General features: G+C 55.8%; 17 protein-coding genes. 13 read left to right on the top strand and 4 right to left on the bottom strand.

Annotated features, from left to right (window positions below; all coding sequences use genetic code 11):
* The first annotated feature begins 320 nt into the window (after positions 1 to 320).
* A complete protein-coding gene (locus tag AC1XDK_RS15040) occupies positions 321 to 1,070 on the top strand; it encodes an IclR family transcriptional regulator (protein ID WP_483350714.1) in 750 nt (249 codons plus the stop codon).
* Positions 1,071 to 1,419: 349 nt separating this feature from the next.
* Here the strand turns inward: AC1XDK_RS15040 and AC1XDK_RS15045 are convergent, their stop codons facing one another.
* A complete protein-coding gene (locus tag AC1XDK_RS15045) occupies positions 1,420 to 2,187 on the bottom strand; it encodes an IclR family transcriptional regulator (protein WP_483350716.1) in 768 nt (255 codons plus the stop codon).
* 561 nt (positions 2,188 to 2,748) lie between these two features.
* Positions 2,749 to 3,612, bottom strand: a complete 864-nt coding sequence (locus AC1XDK_RS15050) for a UbiA family prenyltransferase (protein WP_483350717.1) — start codon at positions 3,610 to 3,612, stop codon at positions 2,749 to 2,751.
* Positions 3,613 to 3,828: 216 nt separating this feature from the next.
* Here AC1XDK_RS15050 and AC1XDK_RS15055 point away from each other — a divergent pair, with 216 nt between their 5' ends.
* The 6 genes from AC1XDK_RS15055 to AC1XDK_RS15080 all read left to right on the top strand — a co-directional run bounded on the left by AC1XDK_RS15055 (position 3,829) and on the right by AC1XDK_RS15080 (position 9,625).
* On the top strand, positions 3,829 to 5,370 hold the full coding sequence (locus tag AC1XDK_RS15055) for a class I adenylate-forming enzyme family protein (protein WP_483350718.1): 1,542 nt from the start codon (positions 3,829 to 3,831) through the stop codon (positions 5,368 to 5,370).
* A 261-nt stretch (positions 5,371 to 5,631) separates the two neighbouring features.
* On the top strand, positions 5,632 to 7,008 hold the full coding sequence (locus AC1XDK_RS15060) for a CoA-binding protein (protein ID WP_483350719.1): 1,377 nt from the start codon (positions 5,632 to 5,634) through the stop codon (positions 7,006 to 7,008).
* The gene (locus tag AC1XDK_RS15065; protein ID WP_483350720.1) at positions 7,001 to 7,699 is read left to right on the top strand and encodes an acetate--CoA ligase family protein; all 699 of its coding nucleotides are present in this window, start codon (positions 7,001 to 7,003) and stop codon (positions 7,697 to 7,699) included. Before AC1XDK_RS15060 ends, AC1XDK_RS15065 begins: the two co-directional genes overlap by 8 nt.
* Positions 7,696 to 8,103, top strand: a complete 408-nt coding sequence (locus AC1XDK_RS15070) for an acyl-CoA thioesterase (protein WP_483350721.1) — start codon at positions 7,696 to 7,698, stop codon at positions 8,101 to 8,103. The genes AC1XDK_RS15065 and AC1XDK_RS15070 overlap by 4 nt, the downstream gene beginning before the upstream one ends.
* A 101-nt stretch (positions 8,104 to 8,204) precedes the next feature.
* A complete protein-coding gene (locus AC1XDK_RS15075; RefSeq protein ID WP_227777486.1) occupies positions 8,205 to 8,375 on the top strand; it encodes a hypothetical protein in 171 nt (56 codons plus the stop codon).
* 167 nt (positions 8,376 to 8,542) lie between these two features.
* Positions 8,543 to 9,625, top strand: coding sequence for a cupin domain-containing protein (locus AC1XDK_RS15080; protein WP_483350722.1), 1,083 nt, complete (start codon positions 8,543 to 8,545; stop codon positions 9,623 to 9,625).
* Positions 9,626 to 9,860: 235 nt separating this feature from the next.
* Here AC1XDK_RS15080 and AC1XDK_RS15085 read toward each other — a convergent pair whose 3' ends face one another.
* Positions 9,861 to 10,739: a fumarylacetoacetate hydrolase family protein gene (locus AC1XDK_RS15085; protein ID WP_483350723.1), complete on the bottom strand. Its 879-nt coding sequence runs from the start codon at positions 10,737 to 10,739 to the stop codon at positions 9,861 to 9,863.
* 249 nt (positions 10,740 to 10,988) lie between these two features.
* Between AC1XDK_RS15085 and AC1XDK_RS15090 the strand changes: the two genes are divergently transcribed.
* The 4 genes from AC1XDK_RS15090 (at position 10,989) to AC1XDK_RS15105 (ending at position 15,538) form a co-directional block, all read left to right on the top strand.
* Positions 10,989 to 12,104, top strand: a complete 1,116-nt coding sequence (locus AC1XDK_RS15090; RefSeq protein ID WP_483350725.1) for a thiamine pyrophosphate-dependent dehydrogenase E1 component subunit alpha — start codon at positions 10,989 to 10,991, stop codon at positions 12,102 to 12,104.
* A 7-nt stretch (positions 12,105 to 12,111) separates the two neighbouring features.
* Positions 12,112 to 13,074, top strand: a complete 963-nt coding sequence (locus tag AC1XDK_RS15095) for an alpha-ketoacid dehydrogenase subunit beta (protein ID WP_483350726.1) — start codon at positions 12,112 to 12,114, stop codon at positions 13,072 to 13,074.
* A 515-nt stretch (positions 13,075 to 13,589) separates the two neighbouring features.
* The gene (locus AC1XDK_RS15100) at positions 13,590 to 15,104 is read left to right on the top strand and encodes a class I adenylate-forming enzyme family protein (RefSeq protein ID WP_483350727.1); all 1,515 of its coding nucleotides are present in this window, start codon (positions 13,590 to 13,592) and stop codon (positions 15,102 to 15,104) included.
* Between the two features lie 110 nt (positions 15,105 to 15,214).
* Entirely contained in the window at positions 15,215 to 15,538 is a 324-nt protein-coding gene (locus AC1XDK_RS15105; RefSeq protein WP_483350728.1) for a hypothetical protein, read from the top strand.
* Between the two features lie 83 nt (positions 15,539 to 15,621).
* On the opposite strand, the gene AC1XDK_RS15110 is transcribed toward AC1XDK_RS15105, so the two are convergent.
* Positions 15,622 to 16,851 carry an FAD-dependent monooxygenase gene (locus AC1XDK_RS15110; protein ID WP_483350729.1) on the bottom strand — a complete coding sequence of 410 codons (1,230 nt, stop codon included), beginning with the start codon at positions 16,849 to 16,851 and terminating at the stop codon, positions 15,622 to 15,624.
* Between the two features lie 221 nt (positions 16,852 to 17,072).
* On the opposite strand from AC1XDK_RS15110, the gene AC1XDK_RS15115 reads away from it, so the two are divergent.
* Positions 17,073 to 18,533, top strand: a complete 1,461-nt coding sequence (locus AC1XDK_RS15115) for a YjiH family protein (RefSeq protein ID WP_483350730.1) — start codon at positions 17,073 to 17,075, stop codon at positions 18,531 to 18,533.
* Positions 18,534 to 18,824: 291 nt separating this feature from the next.
* Positions 18,825 to 21,899, top strand: coding sequence for an FAD-binding and (Fe-S)-binding domain-containing protein (locus tag AC1XDK_RS15120; protein WP_483350732.1), 3,075 nt, complete (start codon positions 18,825 to 18,827; stop codon positions 21,897 to 21,899).
* Positions 21,900 to 22,038: the final 139 nt, after the last annotated feature.

Raw genomic sequence — 22,038 nt, forward strand, 5'->3', positions numbered from 1 at the left:
TTATCGCACACAACGTCGCCGTCGATGTAATTTGGGTCGTCCTCGATGAAACTACGTGAGAAGTGAATAGAAGTAATCGACCGATGTACGGCAGAAATTTGAGGAATAGAATCCGTCCGAAATATTCGAACGGTGCCGGTGGAACGTCAAATGATAGAACATAAAATCGGAATCTTTGGGGCTACCCGATTATCGGTAAGTTTTCCTAGTTCTCTTCGGCGGCCCAGGATTACAAACCTATGCATGTAATGCCAATCGGCGGTAGCTGGGTTTGTCCGAAATAACCGAACAATTATAAGATCGGAAACAGTAGTGCTGGTATGGAACGAACATCAGCTCCGCTTCAAACGGTCGTCCGAGCCTTTGAAATCATCGAACTATTGTGGGAAGGAAACATAAAGGGGCCGTCAGATCTGGCCAGACAGATGGATATGCCTCGGAGTACCGCACACGACTACCTGCGAACGCTAGAGTCAACAGGGTACGTAGTTAGAAGAAATGGACAATACCACGTAGGATACCGGTTCCTCGCCATGGGTAGTCGATTGAAACACAGAAACCGCCTATTCCACATCGCGAAACCGGTGTTGGAACAGATAGCTTCCGAAACGGGTGAACTCGCTACCGTTAGCGTCGAGGAACGTGGTCGATGGGTTGTTCTCCACAATGAAAGCGGGTCACGGTCGTTGAACTTAGGCACATATCCGGGCCGACGAACGCCACTCCACTCACACGCTGCCGGAAAGGTCATACTGGCCCATCTTCCCGACGAAAATGTCGAGGAGATACTCGATACACACGGATTAGATCCGGTGACCGAGAATACAGTCACCGATGTCGAAACCCTGCGAGAAGAACTACAAACGATTCAGGACGACGGCTACGCTTTGGACTGCAACCAACAGATTCCTGGAATGTGTGTCGTTGCAGCACCTCTTCTCAACGACGCTGCTGTACTCGGTGCGCTTTCTGTAGCGACCTCAACGGACAGGCTGAAAGATTCGGTCTTTCGCTCTGAATTGATAGAACAGGTTCGCCAGGGTGTAAATACGATCACCAACGAATACTAGCGGATCGCTGTAAGAGGACGTCGAAGTGAGCAGAGTTTTCACACCGCCCACGCTGGTCGGTCCATATGACCGAGTTCCGCAACTGCGATTCGTCGGGATGTTCACGATGGCCGCTCTTCGATCAGGTAGAGTTTCTCCTGGTTACATGGAGAAACTCTCGCCAGGAAATTCGACCGTCTTGTACTCCGTCCCCCGTAAATTCACCTGTTTTGTCTGCTGATTGCCACTACTGATTCGTTTCCTTTCAGGTAATGTTTGAAATACGATGGTTCGCTACTGGCGAACGATAGCAGCTGCATCGGATTTCACCATCCGTTGACACGGGTCACCCAAAGAGAGTGGACAGGAGTTACTGATACGCGAGATTAACCTCGATATCATCCGCAGCTGCGATGAGATACTCAGCGAGTTTCTGCTCACGTTGGTCCTGTTTGAAACGGTGTGCAGCGCCCGCTATCGACAGCGCTCCTTGGATTTCTCCATCGGAAAGTAGTGGAACTCCGACCGCGTGAATCCCTGCGATGTCTTCGCCTTGGTTTACCGCATACCCTTGCTCGCGGATATTTTCAAGCTCCGTCTGTAACGTATCAAGATCGGTAATAGTACTCTCCGTTTTCTTTGGGAGTCCGTGCTGATCGATGATGTTGTCAATCTGCTCTGAAGGAAGGTTTGCCAGAATAGCCTTTCCACCGGAGTTATTGTGAAGATAGGTCCATGACCCAATGATAGATTCTTCGCTAATTCCGGTGTCCCCCTTCTCCCCGTATAGGAACCAGCCGAGACCGTTCTCTGGAGTGATGAGCCAAACCATTTCGCCCGTTCTCTCCGCGAGATCATGAACTTTCGACTTTGAAGCATGATAAATATCGTAGCTATCTCTGACGTACTCGCCGAAGTTTAAAAACTGGAGTCCGATGTGGTACGTGTCGTTCCGTTTTACCACGTACCCGTGCTTGACCATCGTGTGGAGGTGCTTGTGGACTGAGCTTTTCGCCATATCCAGTTGTTTGGCGAGTTCAGTGACACCCGCACCGTCGGATTCCCTAAGCTGTTCAATTATAGCGAACAGCGTTTCATCCGACTTAACCAAATTCGTGTCATTGGCGTTAATACCCATCGACCAATGAATGGAGCGTTTTACACTTAAACGTTGGTGACCGCCACCGATTTTCGCAACGAGGTTTTGACGAACTACCGTCCTCCTCGTTTTTCGTTTTGGAATTCAAATACGTGCAACTCATGGGAGAATAATACATCGACACGCCCACATCTAGCGTTCGCTGACAGCGAACAGCTGACGGCTGTAATCGATGCACGCTCTGGAAACCCACCTGACGATGGATTACAAACATAGCTATGTAACACCGTGTGAGGGTCTCTCAACCTACCGAAGACCGAAAATAACGGCTTGACTGGCGCACCCTGAAAAGGATAAAATTCGATGGAATGGTACCAAATGTGTTCGCCGTGAGAGAACACACCAATCCATTCGTGAACTGGTTTCCGAAATCGCCGTGGGTACACAAGATTCTAAGAGAAAACAACCGAATCGAGAGTTGAGCTATAAGAAAAGAAATGCATCAGTTACTCTTCACAAACCCCTAGTTGCACTGAGACGTAGCAGGGGAACGATTTTCGCAAGTATGACACCGACAGGAGAGAGATTAACGAGAGTGAGTCACAGGAGATCGAGAATCTTAATCACGCTACAGTGTGCCGACCAGCAGTAGGTCGAAAAGAGAATCGCCGCGAATGGATACGTGAGAAACATTTGAACTCTGACCGTGTCGCGCCTCGACCCGACGAACCCTACACTGGCGGAAAACAATGGAAGTACGCCTGCGACGGCCGTGATAGGCGGGAATACGCCCGAAAAAACAAGCCCGACCACGAGCAATGAAGTCGAGAAGAAAAACGTAGCTGCAACCACATTCGCCCCATCGTTTCCAAGAAGAACTGGAACGGTGCGCTTTCCGATCGACTGATCGAATGTGTAATCGAGTCGGTCTGTGGACACCTTCACCCCCGAGAGAAGAACGACGAAGATGACCGAAACACCAAGAATTCTAGCGGGCAACTGCCCCGTTTGGACGAAATACCCACCGATGACGGACAGGCCGATACCGATTGGGTAATCGACGGTGACCGTGACCGGGTTCATATCGAGGTACGGCGCGTGCAATAAGGCCAGGATCCACAACGGAACCGTCATCAGTACAGCGGCGAGACTCGCAGCCCACCAGAGGGCGACCATCGTTATCAGGAAACCAGCGTTCGCCATCCGTATCGCGACCTGATTCTCCCGAGGAGACAGGGTCGGTTGCTCTTCACTGCGAACGTGTCCGTCGACATATCCGTCTTTCAGGTGGGCCGTATACAGGGCGAGTCCGACGGCCCATCCGTGAAGTATCCCTGGAATGAGAGCGAACTCCGGGGCGAGTAATCCCCCGAACAGTGATGTCGCGATGGCGGGAATCAGGAACACCGGCTTGATGTGCGACAAGAGCCCCCGACCGCTCGTACGGATGCGTTTAGTGTACATAGGTATCGTTGCGCGGAGCTACACAAAAATCTGATCGTGATTACTCGGGAATCCAGGTCGCGAATAGGGGGAAGACGGAGTTATCGATTTGCCGATCGCTCGGGTCGTAGAAGCCGACTCAGTACGGCGACGTTCAGTGGAAATAGGCCGTAATCACCGAGATAACCGTAACCATTAAGAGAGAGATAGGCATGCATTAACACATCATCCTAGACCATGAAATACTTAGAGGCGTTCGAACGAACCGTCCGGACGCACGCTAACGATACGGCCATCGTCACTGACGACGGAGACGAGTTCACCTATGACGAATTTGACCGGCGAAGCACCCAGTTAGCAAACGCTCTCGACGAACGGATTCCCTCCGAGCGATGTGCGGTTCTTTCGGGCAATGGATTGACCGCCGTAGAATCGATGATCGCCGGACAAAAGCGCGGTGAAGCCACCGTCCAACTGCCCTTCAGAGGAAGTACTATCGAACTGAGTACGATGGCGGAGACAGCGGACGCGGCAGGCTTGGTCTTTGACGATGCCAACGCGGAGATCGCCCTCGAGATGCTTGAGCAGGGCGAATTCGAGGTGGCTATCCACGCCGGGAAACGAGACATCTCTCGTGACGGGGTCGAATCGTACGAGGCGGTACTCTCGTTGGCGGCCGAGGAGTTACGGGACGGGTTGCCCGACGGTGACGAGTGTGCTGTTTTCTACACGAGTGGGACCACAAGTCAGCCGAAAGCAGTTTGCTTCGACCAAGAGAAGATGTGGTTCGGAGCGACACAGGTCGTCATGGAACACGGTATCGACATGACTGACGTCGCACTCGTGACGACGCCGTGGTACCACATGGTCACGTCCGACGCGTGGCTCTACCCTCACCTGCTCGCGGGAGCGACGGTCGTTCTTCATTCGAGCTTCGAGCCGACGGAGGCACTCGAACTGATCGAGAAACACGAGATTACGGGATTGCTCGCCGTCCCAACGCAATTAAACGGACTCAACGATGTCCAGGCCGAATCTGACTACGACGTCGATTCGCTTTCGTATATTAGGACTGGCGGATCGATTGTCACCGAGGAACTGATCGAGCGCACTGCTGCGCTGCTTACCGAAAACGTCTACAATACGTACGGAATGACCGAAGGAGGGCCAAACTTGACGTTCGCTCACCCGTCGGTTCAGAACGATCATCCCGGATCGATCGGCAAGGAGTCGTTCGTCTGGGAACTACGAGTGGTGGAAACGGCACCGTTGGATGAGCATCCGGATCCAACAGCAACTGTCGATTCGGGTGAGTTGGGGGAGATCATCGCACGAGGTCCCGGGCGGTCGGAAGGATACATCGATAACGAACGCGCCGAACGAAAATCGTATTTCGGCGACTGGCTCAGGACGCGCGACGTCGCACGAATCGACGAAGATGGGTTCCTCTACATCGTCGACCGCGTCGACAACATGATCATCAGCGGCGGGGAAAACGTCTACCCGACCGAAGTCGAGCAGGCATTAGCCTCTCACCAGGACGTCCAGGAGATTTGCGTTGTCGGACTGGACGACGACCACTGGGGGCAGATCGTTACCGCCGTCGTTGTCACCGACGATTCCATCGACAAAGACGAACTCGACGCCTTCTGTAAAAATCACGAGTCGCTGGCCAATTTCAAGCGTCCGCGTCAGTACGCCATCACCACCGAGACGCTGCCGCGATCCGATACCGGAACGATACAGCTAGAGCGCATCATCGAGCAACACCTTGGCTGACTGCACGCTATCAGCTTCAAAAGACGAGCGCGAACGCGACAGCTTGAAGCGGGATGAGGATGCCGAGCATGAGAAGCGATCCCAACGCCGGCATTCGAACCACCTTCAAGTAACGCCATTCTGTGGGCGAATTACGAACCGTTCGCACAAACCGACTCCCGAATCGGGGTAGGCAAGAATGATCCGTTCATGTCGCAGATGGAAACGTTGCGTCCGAGAGTCGGGGAAAACCATATAGTGGTTATCCGAATAGAGGTAGCTGTGAATCTCCAGAGACTGTTCAGCCCCGACTGTATTGCGATCATCGGCGCCTCACAGACCGAAGGAAAGATCGGCTACGAGGCGATGGCGAACGCGACTGCGTTCAGCGGTTCCGTATACCCCGTCAACCCGTTTTCGTCGGGAATGGTTTTCGGCGAATCGTTCGTCACCTCCGTGACGGAAATCAATGATACCGTCGACCTCGCTTTGCTGTGCGTTCCCGGTCCCGTCGTTCCGAACGTACTCGAAGAGTGCGGCGAAGCCAACGTCGGAGGGGCCGTCATCTACGCTGGCGGCTTCGCCGAGACCGGCGAGGAGGGTGAACGCCTCCAGGAACGCATCGTCGAGGTCGCAACTGAGCACGATATCGCGCTCCTCGGGCCGAATACGAGCGGATTCGTCGTCCCGAGCGAGGAGCTGTTCGCCTCGTTCGCTAGCGGCGTCGAGCGGATACGAGCAGGAAACGTCGCGGTCATCGCTCAAAGTGGCGGCGTCGCCCACGTTCTCGCCTTCCAGGCTCGTCGTGAGCAATACGGGTTGTCGGGAATGGTCGGACTCGGAAATCGCGCCAACGTCGGTTTTCAGGAGGTTGTCACGTACTTCGATGCGGACGAGCGAACCGACGCGATACTCCTTCACGTTGAGGGCACTGACGACGGGCGTGAATTACTCGAAACGTGTCGTGACGCCGAGACGCCAGTGGTCGCCTACAAGGTGGGAAAGACTGACGTCGGCGACTTCGCCGAGTCACACACCGGAGCGCTGACGGGGGAACACGAACTGTACATGGCGGGATTCGAGCAGTATGGCGTCCTGACGGCCGAATCGACGAGCGAACTGATCGATGCGGGCGTTGCACTCGGACGTTCGCCCAGCCCCTCCGGACCGAACGTCGGCGTCGTGACGGCACAAGCCGGCCCCGGAATCATCATCGCCGACCGCATTCAGCAGGCTGGCGGTAACCTCCCCGATCTGACGGCGACGACCCAAGAGCGTCTAGAAGAGCTCCTCCCCGGAATCACGTACTCCGGAAATCCCGTCGATACCGGACGGCCCATGCCGGAGTTTGGCGAGATCGTGTCCGCCGTCGCTGAGGATGACAGGATCGATATCGTCCTCGTCTACGAACTGTTCGAGGAGTCGCTGGGCTTCCCAATCGACGAACTCGACGGGCTGGCCGAACGGGTCGACAAGCCCGTCCTGTTTGCCACTGACGGCGTCGAGGAAGATATGGCCGACGACCTCGCCTCGCTCTGGGCGGCCGACGTCCCGGTGTTTACGTCGCCCGAGCGCGGCGCAGAGGCCACTGGGCTACTCGCGAAGTACGCTGTCCTTTCCGGTAACGACGACCGAACGGAGGTGAACGCGGATGTCTGACCCCATCGCAACGGCGCGAGCGGACGGACGGACGACCCTAACCGAAGCAGAGAGCAAGTCACTGCTCTCTACCGCCGGCGTATCGACACCCGCATTCCGCGTCGCAAAAGACACGGAGGAAGCCGTCGAGTCGGCCGCGGAAATCGGCTATCCCGTCGTCGTCAAAGTCTCCGCTCCATCGGTCGTCCACAAGAGCGAGTGGGCCGACGGCGTCGGCGTGGCGCTCGGACTGGAGGACGCGAACGCCGTCCGCGAAGCTGCTGGCACGATCTTTGACGCGGCGGCGGCGGCAGATATCGAAGCGGATGTCCTCGTCGAAACGGCACACGACACAGCTGTGGGCACGGAGCTCATCGTCGGCGGCCTGCGTGACCCATCGTTCGGTCCCGTCGTGCTGAGTGGCCTCGGCGGCGTCTTCACGGAGATATTTGCGGACACCAGTCATCGCCTCGCGCCGATCGACCGGGCGGAAGCTCGATCGGCGATCGAAGAATTACAGGCAATGCGCATCCTGGACGGCTATCGTGGAAGGCCGCCAGGTGATGTATCGGCACTCGCGGATGTCGTCAAGTGCGTCGGGGATCTCGTCACGGATTACAAAGCGATCGCAGAGGTGGACGTCAATCCTGTGCTGGCGACCGACACCGGCGCCGTAGCATTGGACGCCGCCGTCGTTCTTCAGGAGGAATGACCATGTACGAACGAACCTGGACGGTGCGATTCTCGGACACCGATCCGTTCGGAATCGCCCACTACCCCCGCATCGTCGATGCCATCCACGAGACGTCCGACATGTTCATGGAAGCGATGGGTTGGCCCTTCTGGGAGATGTCTCAGGAGCGCGGGTTCGGTCTCCCACTCGTGGAGATGAACTTCGAGTTCGAGAACCCTGTCGAAGCCGGCGATGACGTCACCATCGAACTGACACCGACGCTCGGAAATCGGAGCGTGAAATTCGAGTACGTCGCGCGCTGCGGCGGTGAGGTGGCATTCTCCGGGTATGAACAGCGCGTCTGCGCACGTACCGGCGGTGAGGGCGCGATTGAACTACCTGACGGCCTCCGCACGGCGATGGAAACGTACGCCGACGACTAATCGGCACTCCGCCCTTCCAGACTGTACGCTTCTCAGGTCGACCGTGGCTGCGTTCGGACGCGGACGATACGCTTTTTGGACTGCTATCGTAATGTACTCACATGGCCGAGTTCGACAACATTTACGCCGAGGAAAATCCCTTCGTCCAAGCACACTTCGACTGCCTGAGTTGTGGTGGGAAGCTCTGGGAGTACGCCATCCAAGGACAGATGGTCTGTGAGGACTGTCGGGCAGTCTTCCCCTCCGGGGAGATATTCGACGCACAGACGTAGCACTGTGGGGTGGCCCGCACGTAACCCCCCCGCTGAGTTGCTCTCAGTTCACTGGATTGACCGACCATGAGGAGGAGAATTGTCGGATCACTGGTGACGCGTATCGAATTCGGAGATCGGGTGACGCGTCCACTACATTTATGATGAATCTGTGCGAAAGTCTGACTATGGCCCAACAAGATCCCGAGGAACTCTTAGAGCTGAGTTCCGACACGCGGAACATCCTTGAAGACCACGGGCTCCGCCCGCTCTGGGAGGTAGAAGACGACTTCGGAAACGTCTACGACGACCTCGAAGCCGACATCTGGAAGTGGGAGGACATCCAGACCGCCATTGACGGCATTGAGGAAGACGTCCCGATCGCCGACCTGCCGCCGGGCTTTCAGCGGCGGGTCGCCGTTCCGATCAACACTGCGATCGGGAACGCGATATCGAACACCATCTACGTCGGCGTCCAGACGGTCTCGCCGGGGGAAACTGCTCCCTCCCATCGGCACTCGGCCAACGCCCTGCGGTTCGCCATCGACGGCAACGAGGAGATGAAGACCGTCGTCGCGGGCGAGGAGTTCCCGATGGAAGACAACGACCTCATCACGACGCCACAGTGGGAGTGGCACGACCACGTCAATGACTCCGACGAGACGGCCGCGTGGCTCGACGTGCTTGACCTCCCACTCTTTCTGGACTCGCTGAATAAGCGACAGGCCTTCGAGAATCACGAGCTCGAACGCCAACCCGTCACGAAGACTCAGGGATACTGGGACTCCCAATACGGTCGCGGTCGTCCCGCAAACGAGAAGGCGGACGGGTCAATCCCGGGGCCGTTCGAGGGCATCCGCGAGGCGACGCCGCCCTATCGTTTCGGCTGGGACGAGATGCTCGAGACACTCCGCCAGCGAGCAGACAATGACGACCCCGACCCGCACGACGGGTACAGCCTTGCGTACGTCAACCCGGCGACAGGGAAGGAGCCGCTGTTCCCGACGATGTCGTTCCGTGCGCAACTGTTGAACGAGGGGCCGACAGATCCGCACTTCCACAACGCGACAGAAGTGTACTTCGTTATCGAAGGGGAAGGAGCGACCCATGTCGGCGACGAGGCGTTGGAGTGGGGTAAGTGGGATATCTTCGTCGTGCCACCGGACGAGATTCATCACCACGAACCAGATGACGAGGCGATTCTCCTCGGCATGAGTGACCGTCCGGTGTTCGAGGCATTCAACTTCTATGCCGAAGCGCAACCGACCTAATTTTCTGTCGTCTCAAACCAGAACTTCATCGATTCTACAGGGAAAACAGGTCAAGCGCCTCTTCGTCGTTTGAGCAAATAACCGCCGTTCGTGATTCGAGGCGGTCTCCGGTCGTCGAATCACGCGCTCATAGAATCCAGACGAACCGTGCTCTATCGTACACGCTTCCCTCTATAGTTACTAAGTCGAAGCCGCGGAGAGAGACAGACTTCCGATAGTATTTGGGACGGCGGACTTAGCGCTGACCGCCCTTCTGGACGTTCACGTCCTCGAAGCGAACGCCACGCGCCGTTACGTCGACGGTCATGGAGCCAACGTTCTCGATCTCGGCGTCGATGGTGTCGCCGTCCGACAGGGCGCTCACGCCCTCGGGCGTCCCTGTCGTGATGATGTCTCCGGCCTCGATAGTGGTCCCGAGTGAGGCGTATTGCACGATGTCGGCACAAGTGTACACCATGTCACTGGTGCTATCCCGCTGTTTTGTTTCGCTGTTGAGTTGGAGTTCCATGTCGAGGTTCTGCGGGTCGCCGACCTCGTCCGGTGTCACGACACACGGTCCGACAACCGTGAACGTGTCGTAGGACTTCCGGTTGGAGCGGTCTTGATCACCGCGAACAGAGATGTCAAGCAGGATAGTGTATCCGAAGATCTCGTCCCAAATTTCGTCGGCGTCCACATCCTTTACGTCCGATCCCATTACGAACGCCAATTCGATCTCGTGGTCCACACGTCGATCCGAGAACGGGAGCTCGACGCCGTGGTCGGGACCAACGACGCTGGAGGGTGCTTTCAAGAAATATCCCTTGTCCTCGATGGAGAACCACTCCTCCGTCGTGATGTCCTTGTCGGCAATAGCCTCCTCGATGTGGTTTTCGTAGTTGAGCGGGGCGGCGATGACCTTCCCCGGCCGCTTTACTGGAGCTTCGATGGATACGTCTTCCAGATCGTAGTCGGGATCTGCGTCGGCATACTCGCTCGCATCATAGCCGTCGTGGATGTACTCCAAGAGCGGATCGCGGGCATCGAGTTCCAGCCTGTCGGTAAGGTCGACAACTCCGGTGCCGTCCTCGGTCAGTAATCCTAGTCGGGTCTCGTCGAATCGAACGAATCGCATAGTTACCCGTGTGTATAGCACTGTTATAAATCTTGGCGGTATGCGCCGTCCGTCACGCGCTCGTCTCTGCTTCGGAAGACGAACCGATGTCTCGGCGGCGAAGCACGGTGATCAGTTCAGCACCGTCACCAAGCGCGAGCGTGTCGGGTTAGAAGGTCCCGATGGATTTATCTCTCGACCGCTGTATTCTCAAACAAGGGTGATCGACAAGCCATGGGAAACGATAGTAGATTCGAGGTGTCGGCCGGAGTGAACCGAGGGAGAGTCTCACAGGACGATCTCGATTTCGGATCGTTTCAGATTCTAGATCCCGACGGCTCGTACGATACCACGACGGTTCCGAATCTCGACGATGACGCGTTTCAAGAGCTCTACCGCTGGATGCTCCTAGAGCGAACGTTCAACGACCGAATGGTGAAACTTCAGCGACGCGGCCAGATCGGAACCTTCGGATCCGGCCGCGGACAGGAGGCGAGCATTATCGGATCCGGGTACGCGCTCGCGGAGGGAGACTGGCTCCTCGGGATGGGACGCGAAGCCGGCGCGATGTTCCTCCAAGGGCTGCCGATCCGTGATTTGATATTGTTCTGGCGCGGTGTTGCGGATGCGAACCGGGAGATGGCCAAACACGACCAGATGATCGCCATCTCTATCGGATCGCACCTACCGCTCGTCACCGGTGCCGCGTGGGGAATGAAGCTCGCTGACGCGGATTCCGTGGTTGCGGCGTACTTCGGCGATGGAGCCAGCAGTACCGGCGCGGTGCACGAAGCAGTGAACTTCGCTGGCGTCCTCGACGCGCCAGCGGTGTTTTTCTGTCAGAACAACCAGTATGCAATCTCGACCCCATTCGAGAAGCAAACGAACGCCTGCTCGATAGCGCAACGGGCCGTCGGATACGGAATCGATGGCATCCGCGTCGATGGAAACGACGTTCTGGCCGTGTACGAGGCGGTCTCCGAAGCTCGCGAAGCTGCCTGCTCCGGAAATCCGACGCTCGTGGAGTCAGTGACGTACCGTCGCGACGCCCACACGACCAGCGACGACCCAGGCCGGTATCGCGACGAGTTGGAGGTAGAGCGGTGGCAAGAGCGAGATCCGCTTGTGCGGTACGAGTCGTTCCTCCGCTCGAAAGGGCTGTGGACCGACATCGACCGGGAGGCCCTCGTTGAGGAAATAAACGAGGAGTTCGACAACGCGCTGGCAGCCGCGGACGAGTACGAAGAGCGGTCCGTCGACGAGCTGTTCGAGTATCTGTACGATGAACTACCGCCGTACCTCCAGCGTCAACTGGTCGAATACAAGGCGTTCCTTGAAGAGCGGCCTGACGCGTACGACCACATCCAACAGCGGGTGAAGGGGTGACCTAGCTGTGCAAGAAACCGTCATCGGCGCGATCAACGACGCGCTGCACGCCGAAATGGCAACGGACGAGAAGGTGGTAGTCTTCGGCGAGGACGTCGCTGAAAGCGGCGGCGTCTTCCGCGCGACAGACGGGCTGAAGGATCGATTCGGCAAGGAGCGAGTCACCGACACGCCTCTCTCGGAGATCGCTATCGTCGGCGGCGCGGTCGGCCTCGCGATGTACGGCTATCGACCCGTGGCCGAGATCCAGTTCTCGGGGTTCCTCACCCCGGCGTTCGACCAACTCGTCACGCAGGCGAGTCGAATTCGCTGGCGAACGCGCGGCGAATGGACCGCACCGCTCGTCATTCGGACACCCTACGGTGCAGGAGTCAAGGCGCTCGAACACCACTCAGAAAGCTTGGAGGGGGCATACGGCCACATCCCAGGACTGAAGGTGGTCGTCCCGAGCACGCCGCACGACGCGAAGGGGCTCCTGATCGCAGCCATCCGCGATCCCGACCCGGTGCTCTTCCTAGAACCGAAGCACATCTACCGGTCGTTCAGCGCGGAACTCCCGGAGGAGTCCTACGAAGAACCGATTGGAAAGGCCGCTGTCCGGCGCGAGGGAAGAGAACTGACTGTCGTGTCGTGGGGCGCCATGATGGAACCGACGATGGCGGCCGTGGAGAATCACGGCGTCGACGCCGAGATAATCGACCTCCGTACCGTCTCACCGCTCGACCACGAAACGATCATCGAATCGGTGAAACGGACTGGCCGGGTATTGGTGGTACACGAAGCGGCGCGGACGGGGGGACTCGGCTCGGAACTTGTCGCTCGAATCAACGACGATGCACTATACTATCTTGAATCGCCCGTCGAACGCGTCACTGGCTTCGACATCCCCGTCCCCCTGCTCTCGATGGAGGACTACTACCTCCCCAATCCGCCTCGTATCGAAGAAGGGATTCGCAGAGTTCTCGAGTGAGAGACCTAGGCAGAGGATTCGATTTCAACCCAACTCTAAGGAAAGGGACCGAAATAGTTCGCAACGTGCCTGAGCACCGCAGCAATGGGAATCGAGAGCTTCGCACGAAGCGTGAATATGACAGTAAGATTGTAGATGCGAATGAATATTGTTGCATATGTTCACGATCATTCGGTCTTGGGAGGACGGTACACCATTCTTCGAGAGGCAATCGTGGAATCCAACTGCATCGTCGCTACAAACACCGTCGTTTTGCGGGATCAAATAACCCCAGAGCGACACGTGGCGTATGGGACGCCCGCAGAGACGAAGCCGTTTACCGAAGACCAGCCGGAGCAAATATCGCGTGCTCATGAACACTACGCAAATCCCAGTCAGCGGTTCGATCGTGACCATCGGTCGGTCCCAGTTGCTTCGAAAAGTCATTCAACGGTGAGAGGTGAAACCCCACGGCTGTAGCCGTGGGAAGTCAGTGACCCAGAGCTTTATGTGGTCTATGCTCTCTATTATCGCGTATGCTCTTTCCACAACTGTTCAGGCAGTCCGTTGCCCGAACACCCAATACCGATGCCATCGTAGACCTCGAATCCGGACGAGAATTTACGTACCGGGAGCTGTCGAGTCGGGTGTATTCGATTTCCAACGGACTACGTGACCACGGTATCGACCACGGAGATAGGGTTGCCATCTGTATGGGAAACCGGCCCGAGAATGCGATGACGTTCATTGCGACTCAGTTTATCGGTGCCGTCCCGGTTCCGTTTAACTTCCGGGTGACGACTAGCGGAGTTGCGTACCACGTCGACGATTCGAACGCCGATGTGCTGGTGTACGATGCCTTGTCAGCGGAGTCAGTGCAGGGAGTGGTTGACTCGATTGACTGCGAACTGTTCTTCGTCGGTGCCGGGTCACCGTCAGAAGCGGAATCGTTCAACTCACTTCTCGACGCACCGGTGGACGATCCTGATATTAACGTGACAAGTGATGATCCGAGTGTCATCCTCTATAGTTCCGGGACGACCGGCGACCCGAAAGGAATTCCGCTGGACCATCGTGCAACGACCACTCGAACGTTGGTCAACGCTATGGGCCAACGATATTATCTCGATGAAACGTTGATCGGCATTATGCCACTGTATCATACCGTCGGACTTCACGGTATTCTCTGTAACGTCCTGAGCGTGTCCGGAACGTATCTCTGTATGCCGGAGTTCGATCCGGAACGGTGTGTCGAAGCGATCCCTGAATGGGAGGTTACTGGTCTTCACGAAGCACCGACGATCTTCAGTCAATATCTCGCCACCGACGCGATAGACCAAGTCGACGTCAGTAGCGTTCGAACGATTGGATACTCCGGGGCACCGATGAATTCAGAGCTCTTCAAAGACGTCGTCGATGTATTCGACCCGGATCACATTGCAAACCTATACGGGACGACCGAAGCGTTCGGTACGACTGCACACGTAGGATTGGACGAGAATGACGATCCGAGGATGACGGGACCGGCAAATGTTTTCTACGAGACGCGGATTGTCAACCTCGATAGCGATCCCAACGACGAGGTTGAGCATGGTGAAGAAGGGGAACTCATCGTCAATACGGAGTCGCCGCTCGCTTTCGACGGATACCTGAACAAGCCGAAACACACCGAGGAAGCCATTCACGACGGTTGGTTCTTCACCGGTGATGCAGCCTATGAGACGGACGAAGGTAATATCGTGATTACCGGTCGAACTGACGACATGATTATTAGTGGCGGCGAAAACATTCATCCAGGGAATGTGGAAGACATCCTCATCACACATCGGGAAGTTCGGGATGTCGCCGTTGTTGGCGTTCCTGACGACGAGTGGGGAGAAATCGTCAAGGCATACGTCGTTGCCGATGACGAGCTGACCTCGGACGATCTCGAAGAATGGTGTACCAACAACGATGCCTTAGCGAATTTCAAACGACCGCGAGAATACCGATTTCTCGACGAACTCCCCCGGAATCCGAGTGGGAAAATACTCCGTTATAAACTCTCCTGAGACGATCACGCTTCTAGTCGGGGTGACCCCTGCGATCTGGATGGCAACGTTATATCTGAGAGCGGTCAGGAATGATATAGATTTACAAGGTTTCGATGACGATTGAGAGTATGGCTCAAGAGGTAGACGTCGAAGCAGCCGCGGAACAGCGTGGGGATGTCCCGGATGTGGATACCGTGTATGATCGCAATGAGGAGATTTCCATCACCGACTTATTTGACACCACGTTCGTCCGAAACCACACCGAATTCGACTCGTTCGATGAGCTGGTCGCAGCAAGCCCCAGTAACGCCGATTCCGCCGCCGAACTTGATCGTGTGTCTCACGGAGAGTGGAACGAGTTCGTGGCCAAAACGACCGATTTCGAGGACGAGAAATCACTGGTGATGGCTGCCCGGGATCACTGGGTCGCCAACACGTTGCATCTGGACTGAGAGAACCCATGTTTTTGCCATCTATCGGTAGAATTTGGGAAACGTCACCGCCTGTTGTGTAAACGGTGACTGGTGAACGTAATTCAGTAATTACCCGTCGAGACGATTGGCGGATTTCCGTGGGGGCCGTACGGTGCATCGTCGAGCCACTCACCAGCGGTTTCGAAGTGATCCGCCAAGGCGGCGGCTGCTTCTTTCCGAAGGACCGTCGCCGGATTATCGCCCTGGAGGTATTTCAGTGCCTGACCCGCCGCGTTGAGGTTGAATTCAGCAGCTGTTTCACGGCGAGCAGCATACAGTTCGACCTCATCGCGGATGACCGCATCGGTCTTGGCGTTGATTGCAGCCGCGATGGCGGAGGCCGCCTCATCCGCATCGGCAATCCCGGAGTTCATCCCGCGAGCACCGAATGGCGCCAACAAATGGGCTGCTTCTCCTGCAAGTAACACTCGGCGATGTTCGTCTACGAACGTATCCGCCATCACTTGGAGGAAGTAATAGCTCGAAACCCACTGTAGATTGTCTGCATACCGCTCACCCATTATTTCCCGGACGAACTTACGCATTCGTTCATCGCTGCAAAGTTCTTCGGGATCGTCGCCTTCGATACATTGGATGTCGAGCCGCCAGCCGCCAGAAAAGGGAACAAGCAGTACGTTTCGCCCGTCAGCCGCTGGTGCATCGTAGTGGAACACTCGTTCAAACGGGCGTGGATCATTTTCGACTTCCGCGACGTCTGCAATGATGAAGGCGTTCTCAGACTGGTCACCGTCGAAGTTCGCACCGATTTCCTTCCGGACGGTCGATCCACCGCCGTCAGCACCGATCAAAAATTCCCCCGTCCACTCACGATTGTCGACCGTTTCGATTTCGACTCCGCCGGGCGACGTTTCCACGGTCTCCACTTCAGCGTCCCAGTGGATATCGATACCGGCTTCGTCTAATGCGCGGTGCATGTATTCTTCAGTCACGACTTGTGGGATGCTGGTGAAATGGGGAATATCACCGGAGCCACCGGGCGAGTCGTACGTTCGACTGAACACTTCTTTTCCACGGAAAAGAGTTCGTCTCGTTGGCCAGACGATCCCCTCGGCGACGAGATCAGTCCCGAGTCCAGGATGAATTCGCTCGAGTGTTCGGAGTGTTGATCCGTGGACGTAGATAGCACGACTCCCGGACCGGTCGCGATCTTCGGATTCGGCTTCTAATATCGCCGTCTCCACACCACGTGCGTGTAGTGCTAATGCCGTGGACATTCCAACTGGACCTGCGCCAGCTATCAGCACTGGCGCTGCTGTCGTAGTACCGCTCATGGTCGTATCGTTGGAGTAAATCATGATAACAGTTGTGGTCACGTACCGTGTCGAACTGCGGGGACAAGGATTATCGCAGACGGAAGATTTGATGCGGATCATTCGAGCGGCAGTGCGTCAAATATGGGGTTCTATCTGGAAGTTGATTCAAAGCGGCAAAACGTAGCTAATCTACATATACAACCGATATCTTTATTATCCATGGAAAATACGGTCGAACCATGTTTGGTAGTACCACGTGGGAGAATGACGAGCATGTGTCTGGCGATAGTGTCGATCTAGATACAAAAACAATCAGAGATGTGAGTCTAATAAAGAAGCGACCAAAACCCGTACTGAAGTTCATTCTTGCGTTCGGGATTGGTTCGTTCTTCTTTCTGTTCCCGATTCAGTGGAACGGTCAAACTACGATTCCACTCGACGTCGTTGTGAGTATCACACAGGAAGCGTTCCCGACCTTCGTGGAGTTCTTAACGCTCGGTCTGATACTCGCCGGTGGAATCCTGACGACGATTTCGATGGCCAACCACCATGGAATCGTGACGATCAGTAACCGGACAGTCGATCGGTTCGAGCTGGATTATTGGCAAACGTCGAATATTTTCTGGATATTCCGCATCGTCGGGATTTTTCTTGCGATTCCGATCTTCATTGGTCAGGGACCAGAGTGGCTACTTAGCGAGAATACATCAGGTATTGTCTGGGGCGGTCTCCTCCTAACGATCGCGCTCGTGATTCCGATTGGTGCTGTTTTCGTCAACTTACTCGCTGAACTCGGGGGACTGCAATTCGTTGGTGCGCTCTCCCAACCGGTGATGAAGCCAGTGTTCAATTTACCCGGTCGTGCGGCGCTTGATAGTGCAGCGTCATGGCTTGGCTCGTTCAGTATCGGCTATTACCTCACACGAAACGTCTTTGACCGTGGCGGCTATGACAAACGAGAGGTCTTCGTCATCTGTACCTGCTTTGCTACGGCGAACTTGGGAACGATTGGAGCGATCGCTGCTGTCCTCAAGATCTTGCATGTCTTTCCGATCGTCGTTCTCTTGTACCTGCTTAGTGTGATTATTACGGGAATCATTCTCGTTCGAATACCGCCGCTTTCGACCGTCCCGAACGAATTCATTGCTGAACCCGACCCAGAGCCAGAATTCAGCGGGTCAGTAGGGGACTATTCCAGATTTGCATTCAACGAGGCCATCAAAACCGCTGAAGAGGGAGCCTCAATCCCGAGCTCCGCGGTCTACGGGCTCATCGACGGGTTGAAACTGACTGGAATGATGCTGGGGACGATTCTCACGATTGGGATGGCCGCTGTAACTCTCAACGAATACACGTCGGTTTTCGAGGTGCTGTCGACACCGCTCGTTCCGATTTTGTCTGCGTTCGGTATCCCGGATCCACAGATGGCCGCCACATCGGTGATTCTTGGTGGTGCTGAAATGTTCATTGCTGCAACGTTCGCCGTTGGAGGTGACCTGATTACGAAGGTTTTCGTCATAATCGTGGTAAGCGGGCAAGCGATTTTCTTTGCCGCCTCAGCGCCGATGATGGTCGATATGTTCGACGATATTCCGATTCGATTCCAAGACTTATTCGTACTGTTCGTGATGCGAACTGCCCTTCTCATCCCGATAACCGCTGCGTTGGTCCATGCTGCTGTGTTCATAGGACTTATCTGATCGGACAAAAGTCTCCAACAAACAGAGATTTTCACCCTACTCAACTCGTAAAACCCGGTCATTTTATTCTCGCTCGAGGGAGAGAATAATATCGACGATTCCGAACGAAGTGTACCCTGTCGAGCAACGCTCCCGAAAAGAGCCTTCCCGGTGGGTGATCGTATTTCGAAGACGTGCGCTTGCGACCACGGATTTCCAACGATACAGTGACATAATTTCGAATAATTAACTGTGTGTCGAACGTTTTATTGGTGGGAAACGCGTGTTAACTATTTGAACGTTGAATCGAAGATGACTACGAACTCCACTACAGCATTCGAGGAAGGAGACGATACCGCAGATCACAAATCGCCATATGATTTCGTTTCAGATGAGATAGATCGACCGGCGCTCGTAGACGATATCCGCGACCGAGTTGCCGGTGACGTTCGGTTCGATACCTATACGCGGCAACTGTATGCAACCGATGCAAGCGCATACGAAATCACGCCGATTGGCGTCGTTTTCCCAAAATCAACCGATGACGTCGCGACAACCGTCACCTATTGTACTGACCGAGGAATTCCGCTCCTACCACGTGGTGGTGGGACGAGCTTGGCAGGGCAAGCAATCAACGAGGCCGTCGTACTTGATCTCACTCGATACATGGATGATATCGTGGCAATCAAACCAGAAAAGCAACGGGCTCGGGTTGAAGCGGGTACGGTCCTTGGTGACCTCAACGAGGCACTTTCTCCCCACGATCTGAAATTTGCACCCGACCCGGCCGCTGGTGACCGTAGCGTAATCGGTGGGGCAATCGGAAACAACTCAACCGGAGCACACTCGCTCGTCTATGGCAAGACCGACGTTTACGTTGAGGAATGTGAAGTCGTGTTGGCCGACGGAACAGTCGCCACACTCGGCGAGATAAGTGTCGAAAAGCTCCGTCTGTCTGCCGATTTTGACGGATCGCTGTTTGAACAGGTGTGTGCGGAAATAGTCCGGATTATCGACGAAGAGGGCGACGAAGTTCGGGACCGGTTTCCTGAGATGAAACGTAACGTCTCGGGCTACAACCTCGACGTACTCGTCAAGGAGGCTGAGACAGGGACAGTCAATCTCGCTCGCTTGCTCGCAGGGAGCGAAGGCACCCTTGCTATCGTTACCGAAGCCGAAGTGTCACTCGAGCCTGTCCCAACGACGAAAGCAGTGTCATTGCTGTTCTACGAGAGCGTCCTCGATGCCGTGACTGATGTCCAGTACGTGCTTGAACACGACCCTGCTGCGGTCGAACTCATCGATGACGTACTTCTCGGCCTCGCCAGAGAGACGACTGAGTTTGAAGAAGCAGCTTCGATCGTCCCGAGTGAGGGAGAAGCGGGGCTCCTCGTCGAATTTTACGCCGATGATAACGACCACGGCCAGGAACAGACTGCGGCCCTCCTCGCCGATAGGACTCCGAAAACTGCCACTGAAATACCCCCCTCCGAAGATCGGACAACTAACACCGAAACGTTTGCGTTCACCGGATTGGAGGCCCATGACGCGGATGAGCGTGCGATGTTTTGGACGCTTCGAAAAGCAGGCCTCCCGATCCTGCTCTCTCGAACCTCCGACGAAAAGCACATTAGTTTCATCGAAGACTGTGCAGTTCCGCCGAAACACCTCCCGGAATTCGTCGAACGCTTTCAGTCGCTACTTACCGAAAAGAATCGTGATGCCGATGCAGCATTCTATGCCCACGCCGGTCCAGGTGTTCTCCACGTACGCCCGCTGATCAACACGAAGGCAACCGCTGATCGCGAAGACATGGTCGCCATCGCGGACGCGGTCACCGATATGGTCGTCGAGTTCGGCGGCAGCGTTTCCGGCGAGCACGGCGACGGACGCGCGCGCACCCAGTGGAATCGCAAACTGTACGGTGACGACCTTTGGCAGGTGTTTCGCGACCTGAAATCCGCGTTCGATCCCGAGTGGTTACTCAATCCGGGGAACGTTTGTGGTGATCACGCTATGACAGAACACCTTAGGTACGACGGGGAGTACGAGTTCGACGCTGGATTTGAGCCATCGTTGAACTGGAAGAGTAAGAACGGGATGCAAGGAATGGTCGAACTTTGCCACGGGTGTGGAGGGTGTCGTGGGTCCCAGGAAACCACGGGTGGAGTGATGTGTCCGACCTATAGAGCCGCTGAAGAGGAGATTACGACGACCCGTGGGCGAGCGAACCTCCTCAGGCAGGCAATGAGCGGTAATATTCCCGACGATCCTACTGATGACGAATTCGCCGAGGACGTACTTGATCTCTGCATCGGATGTAAAGGGTGCAAGCGAGACTGCCCAAGCGGCGTTGACATGGCGAAACTCAAAACTGAAGTCATGCACGAGCGGCATGAAAAATACGGTGCAAGTCTTCGCGACAATATTTTCGCCAATTTCGATACGCTCGCAATGATCGGAAGTGCGTTGGCACCGGTGTCGAATCTGATACAGTCGCTTCCAGCATTGGGGACGGCCACCAAAAAAACGGTCGGGATTGCGAGCGAGCGGTCGCTACCGAAGTTTCATCGTGAAACACTCCAAGATTGGTTCGACGCACGCGACCCCAGTGTCTCGAAAACGGAAGCCGAGCGAAAAGTCGTCCTCTTTGCGGATACCTACACCAACTATAGTCATCCGGACGTCGGAAAAGCAGCAGTACGCGTTCTCGAGGCAACAGGTGTCCACGTCGATATAGCAATCGAAACCGATAGCGGTCGACCGGCATTATCGAAAGGGTTTGTCGACAGTGCTCGAGAGACCGTGAAAAGAGATCTAAAAGAACTCGAGCCGCGCGTTCACGATGGCTGGGATATCGTCGTCGCGGAACCATCCGACGCGGTGATGTTCCAATCAGATGCCCTTGATTTGTGTACTGGTAACGCAGTTGGATCGGTCGCTGCGAACACCTACGGACTCTGTGAGTATTTAGACGCGTTCCGACTGGACGAGAAAGTCGACTGGAACCCACCCGCCGAATCGCTCGTATACCACGGCCACTGTCACCAGAAGGCCGTGAAAAAGGATCATCACGCAGTCGGTGTCCTTCGACGGGCCGGGTATAGCGTCGATCCCCTCGACTCGGGATGCTGCGGTATGGCCGGTACGTTCGGATACGAGGCGGAACATTACTCGCTGAGCAAAGCCATCGGCGGGATCCTGTTCGATCAGATCGACGAAAGTGATGCCGAGGTTGTTACTGCACCGGGGACGTCGTGTCGAACCCAACTCGCCGATAGTCGGATCCAACCGGTTCCGCTGAACTGTTCACTCGCCGGCACATCGCTCGATGGCGACGAACCCCCGACACCGATAGCACTACTCGCGTACGCACTTCCGCGCTGATCGTTCTGTGAGGCATCACGAAAACGATCGACCGGCTATCGGGCGGATAGTTCAGTATCATTCAACGCAACGAATGTCGGGCTATCAACGATCGGGGAATCCAGCGACGCAGCAGTGCGGCGAAACCCGGAGACTTAAG

This window comes from Haladaptatus sp. HS23 (assembly GCF_056892285.1).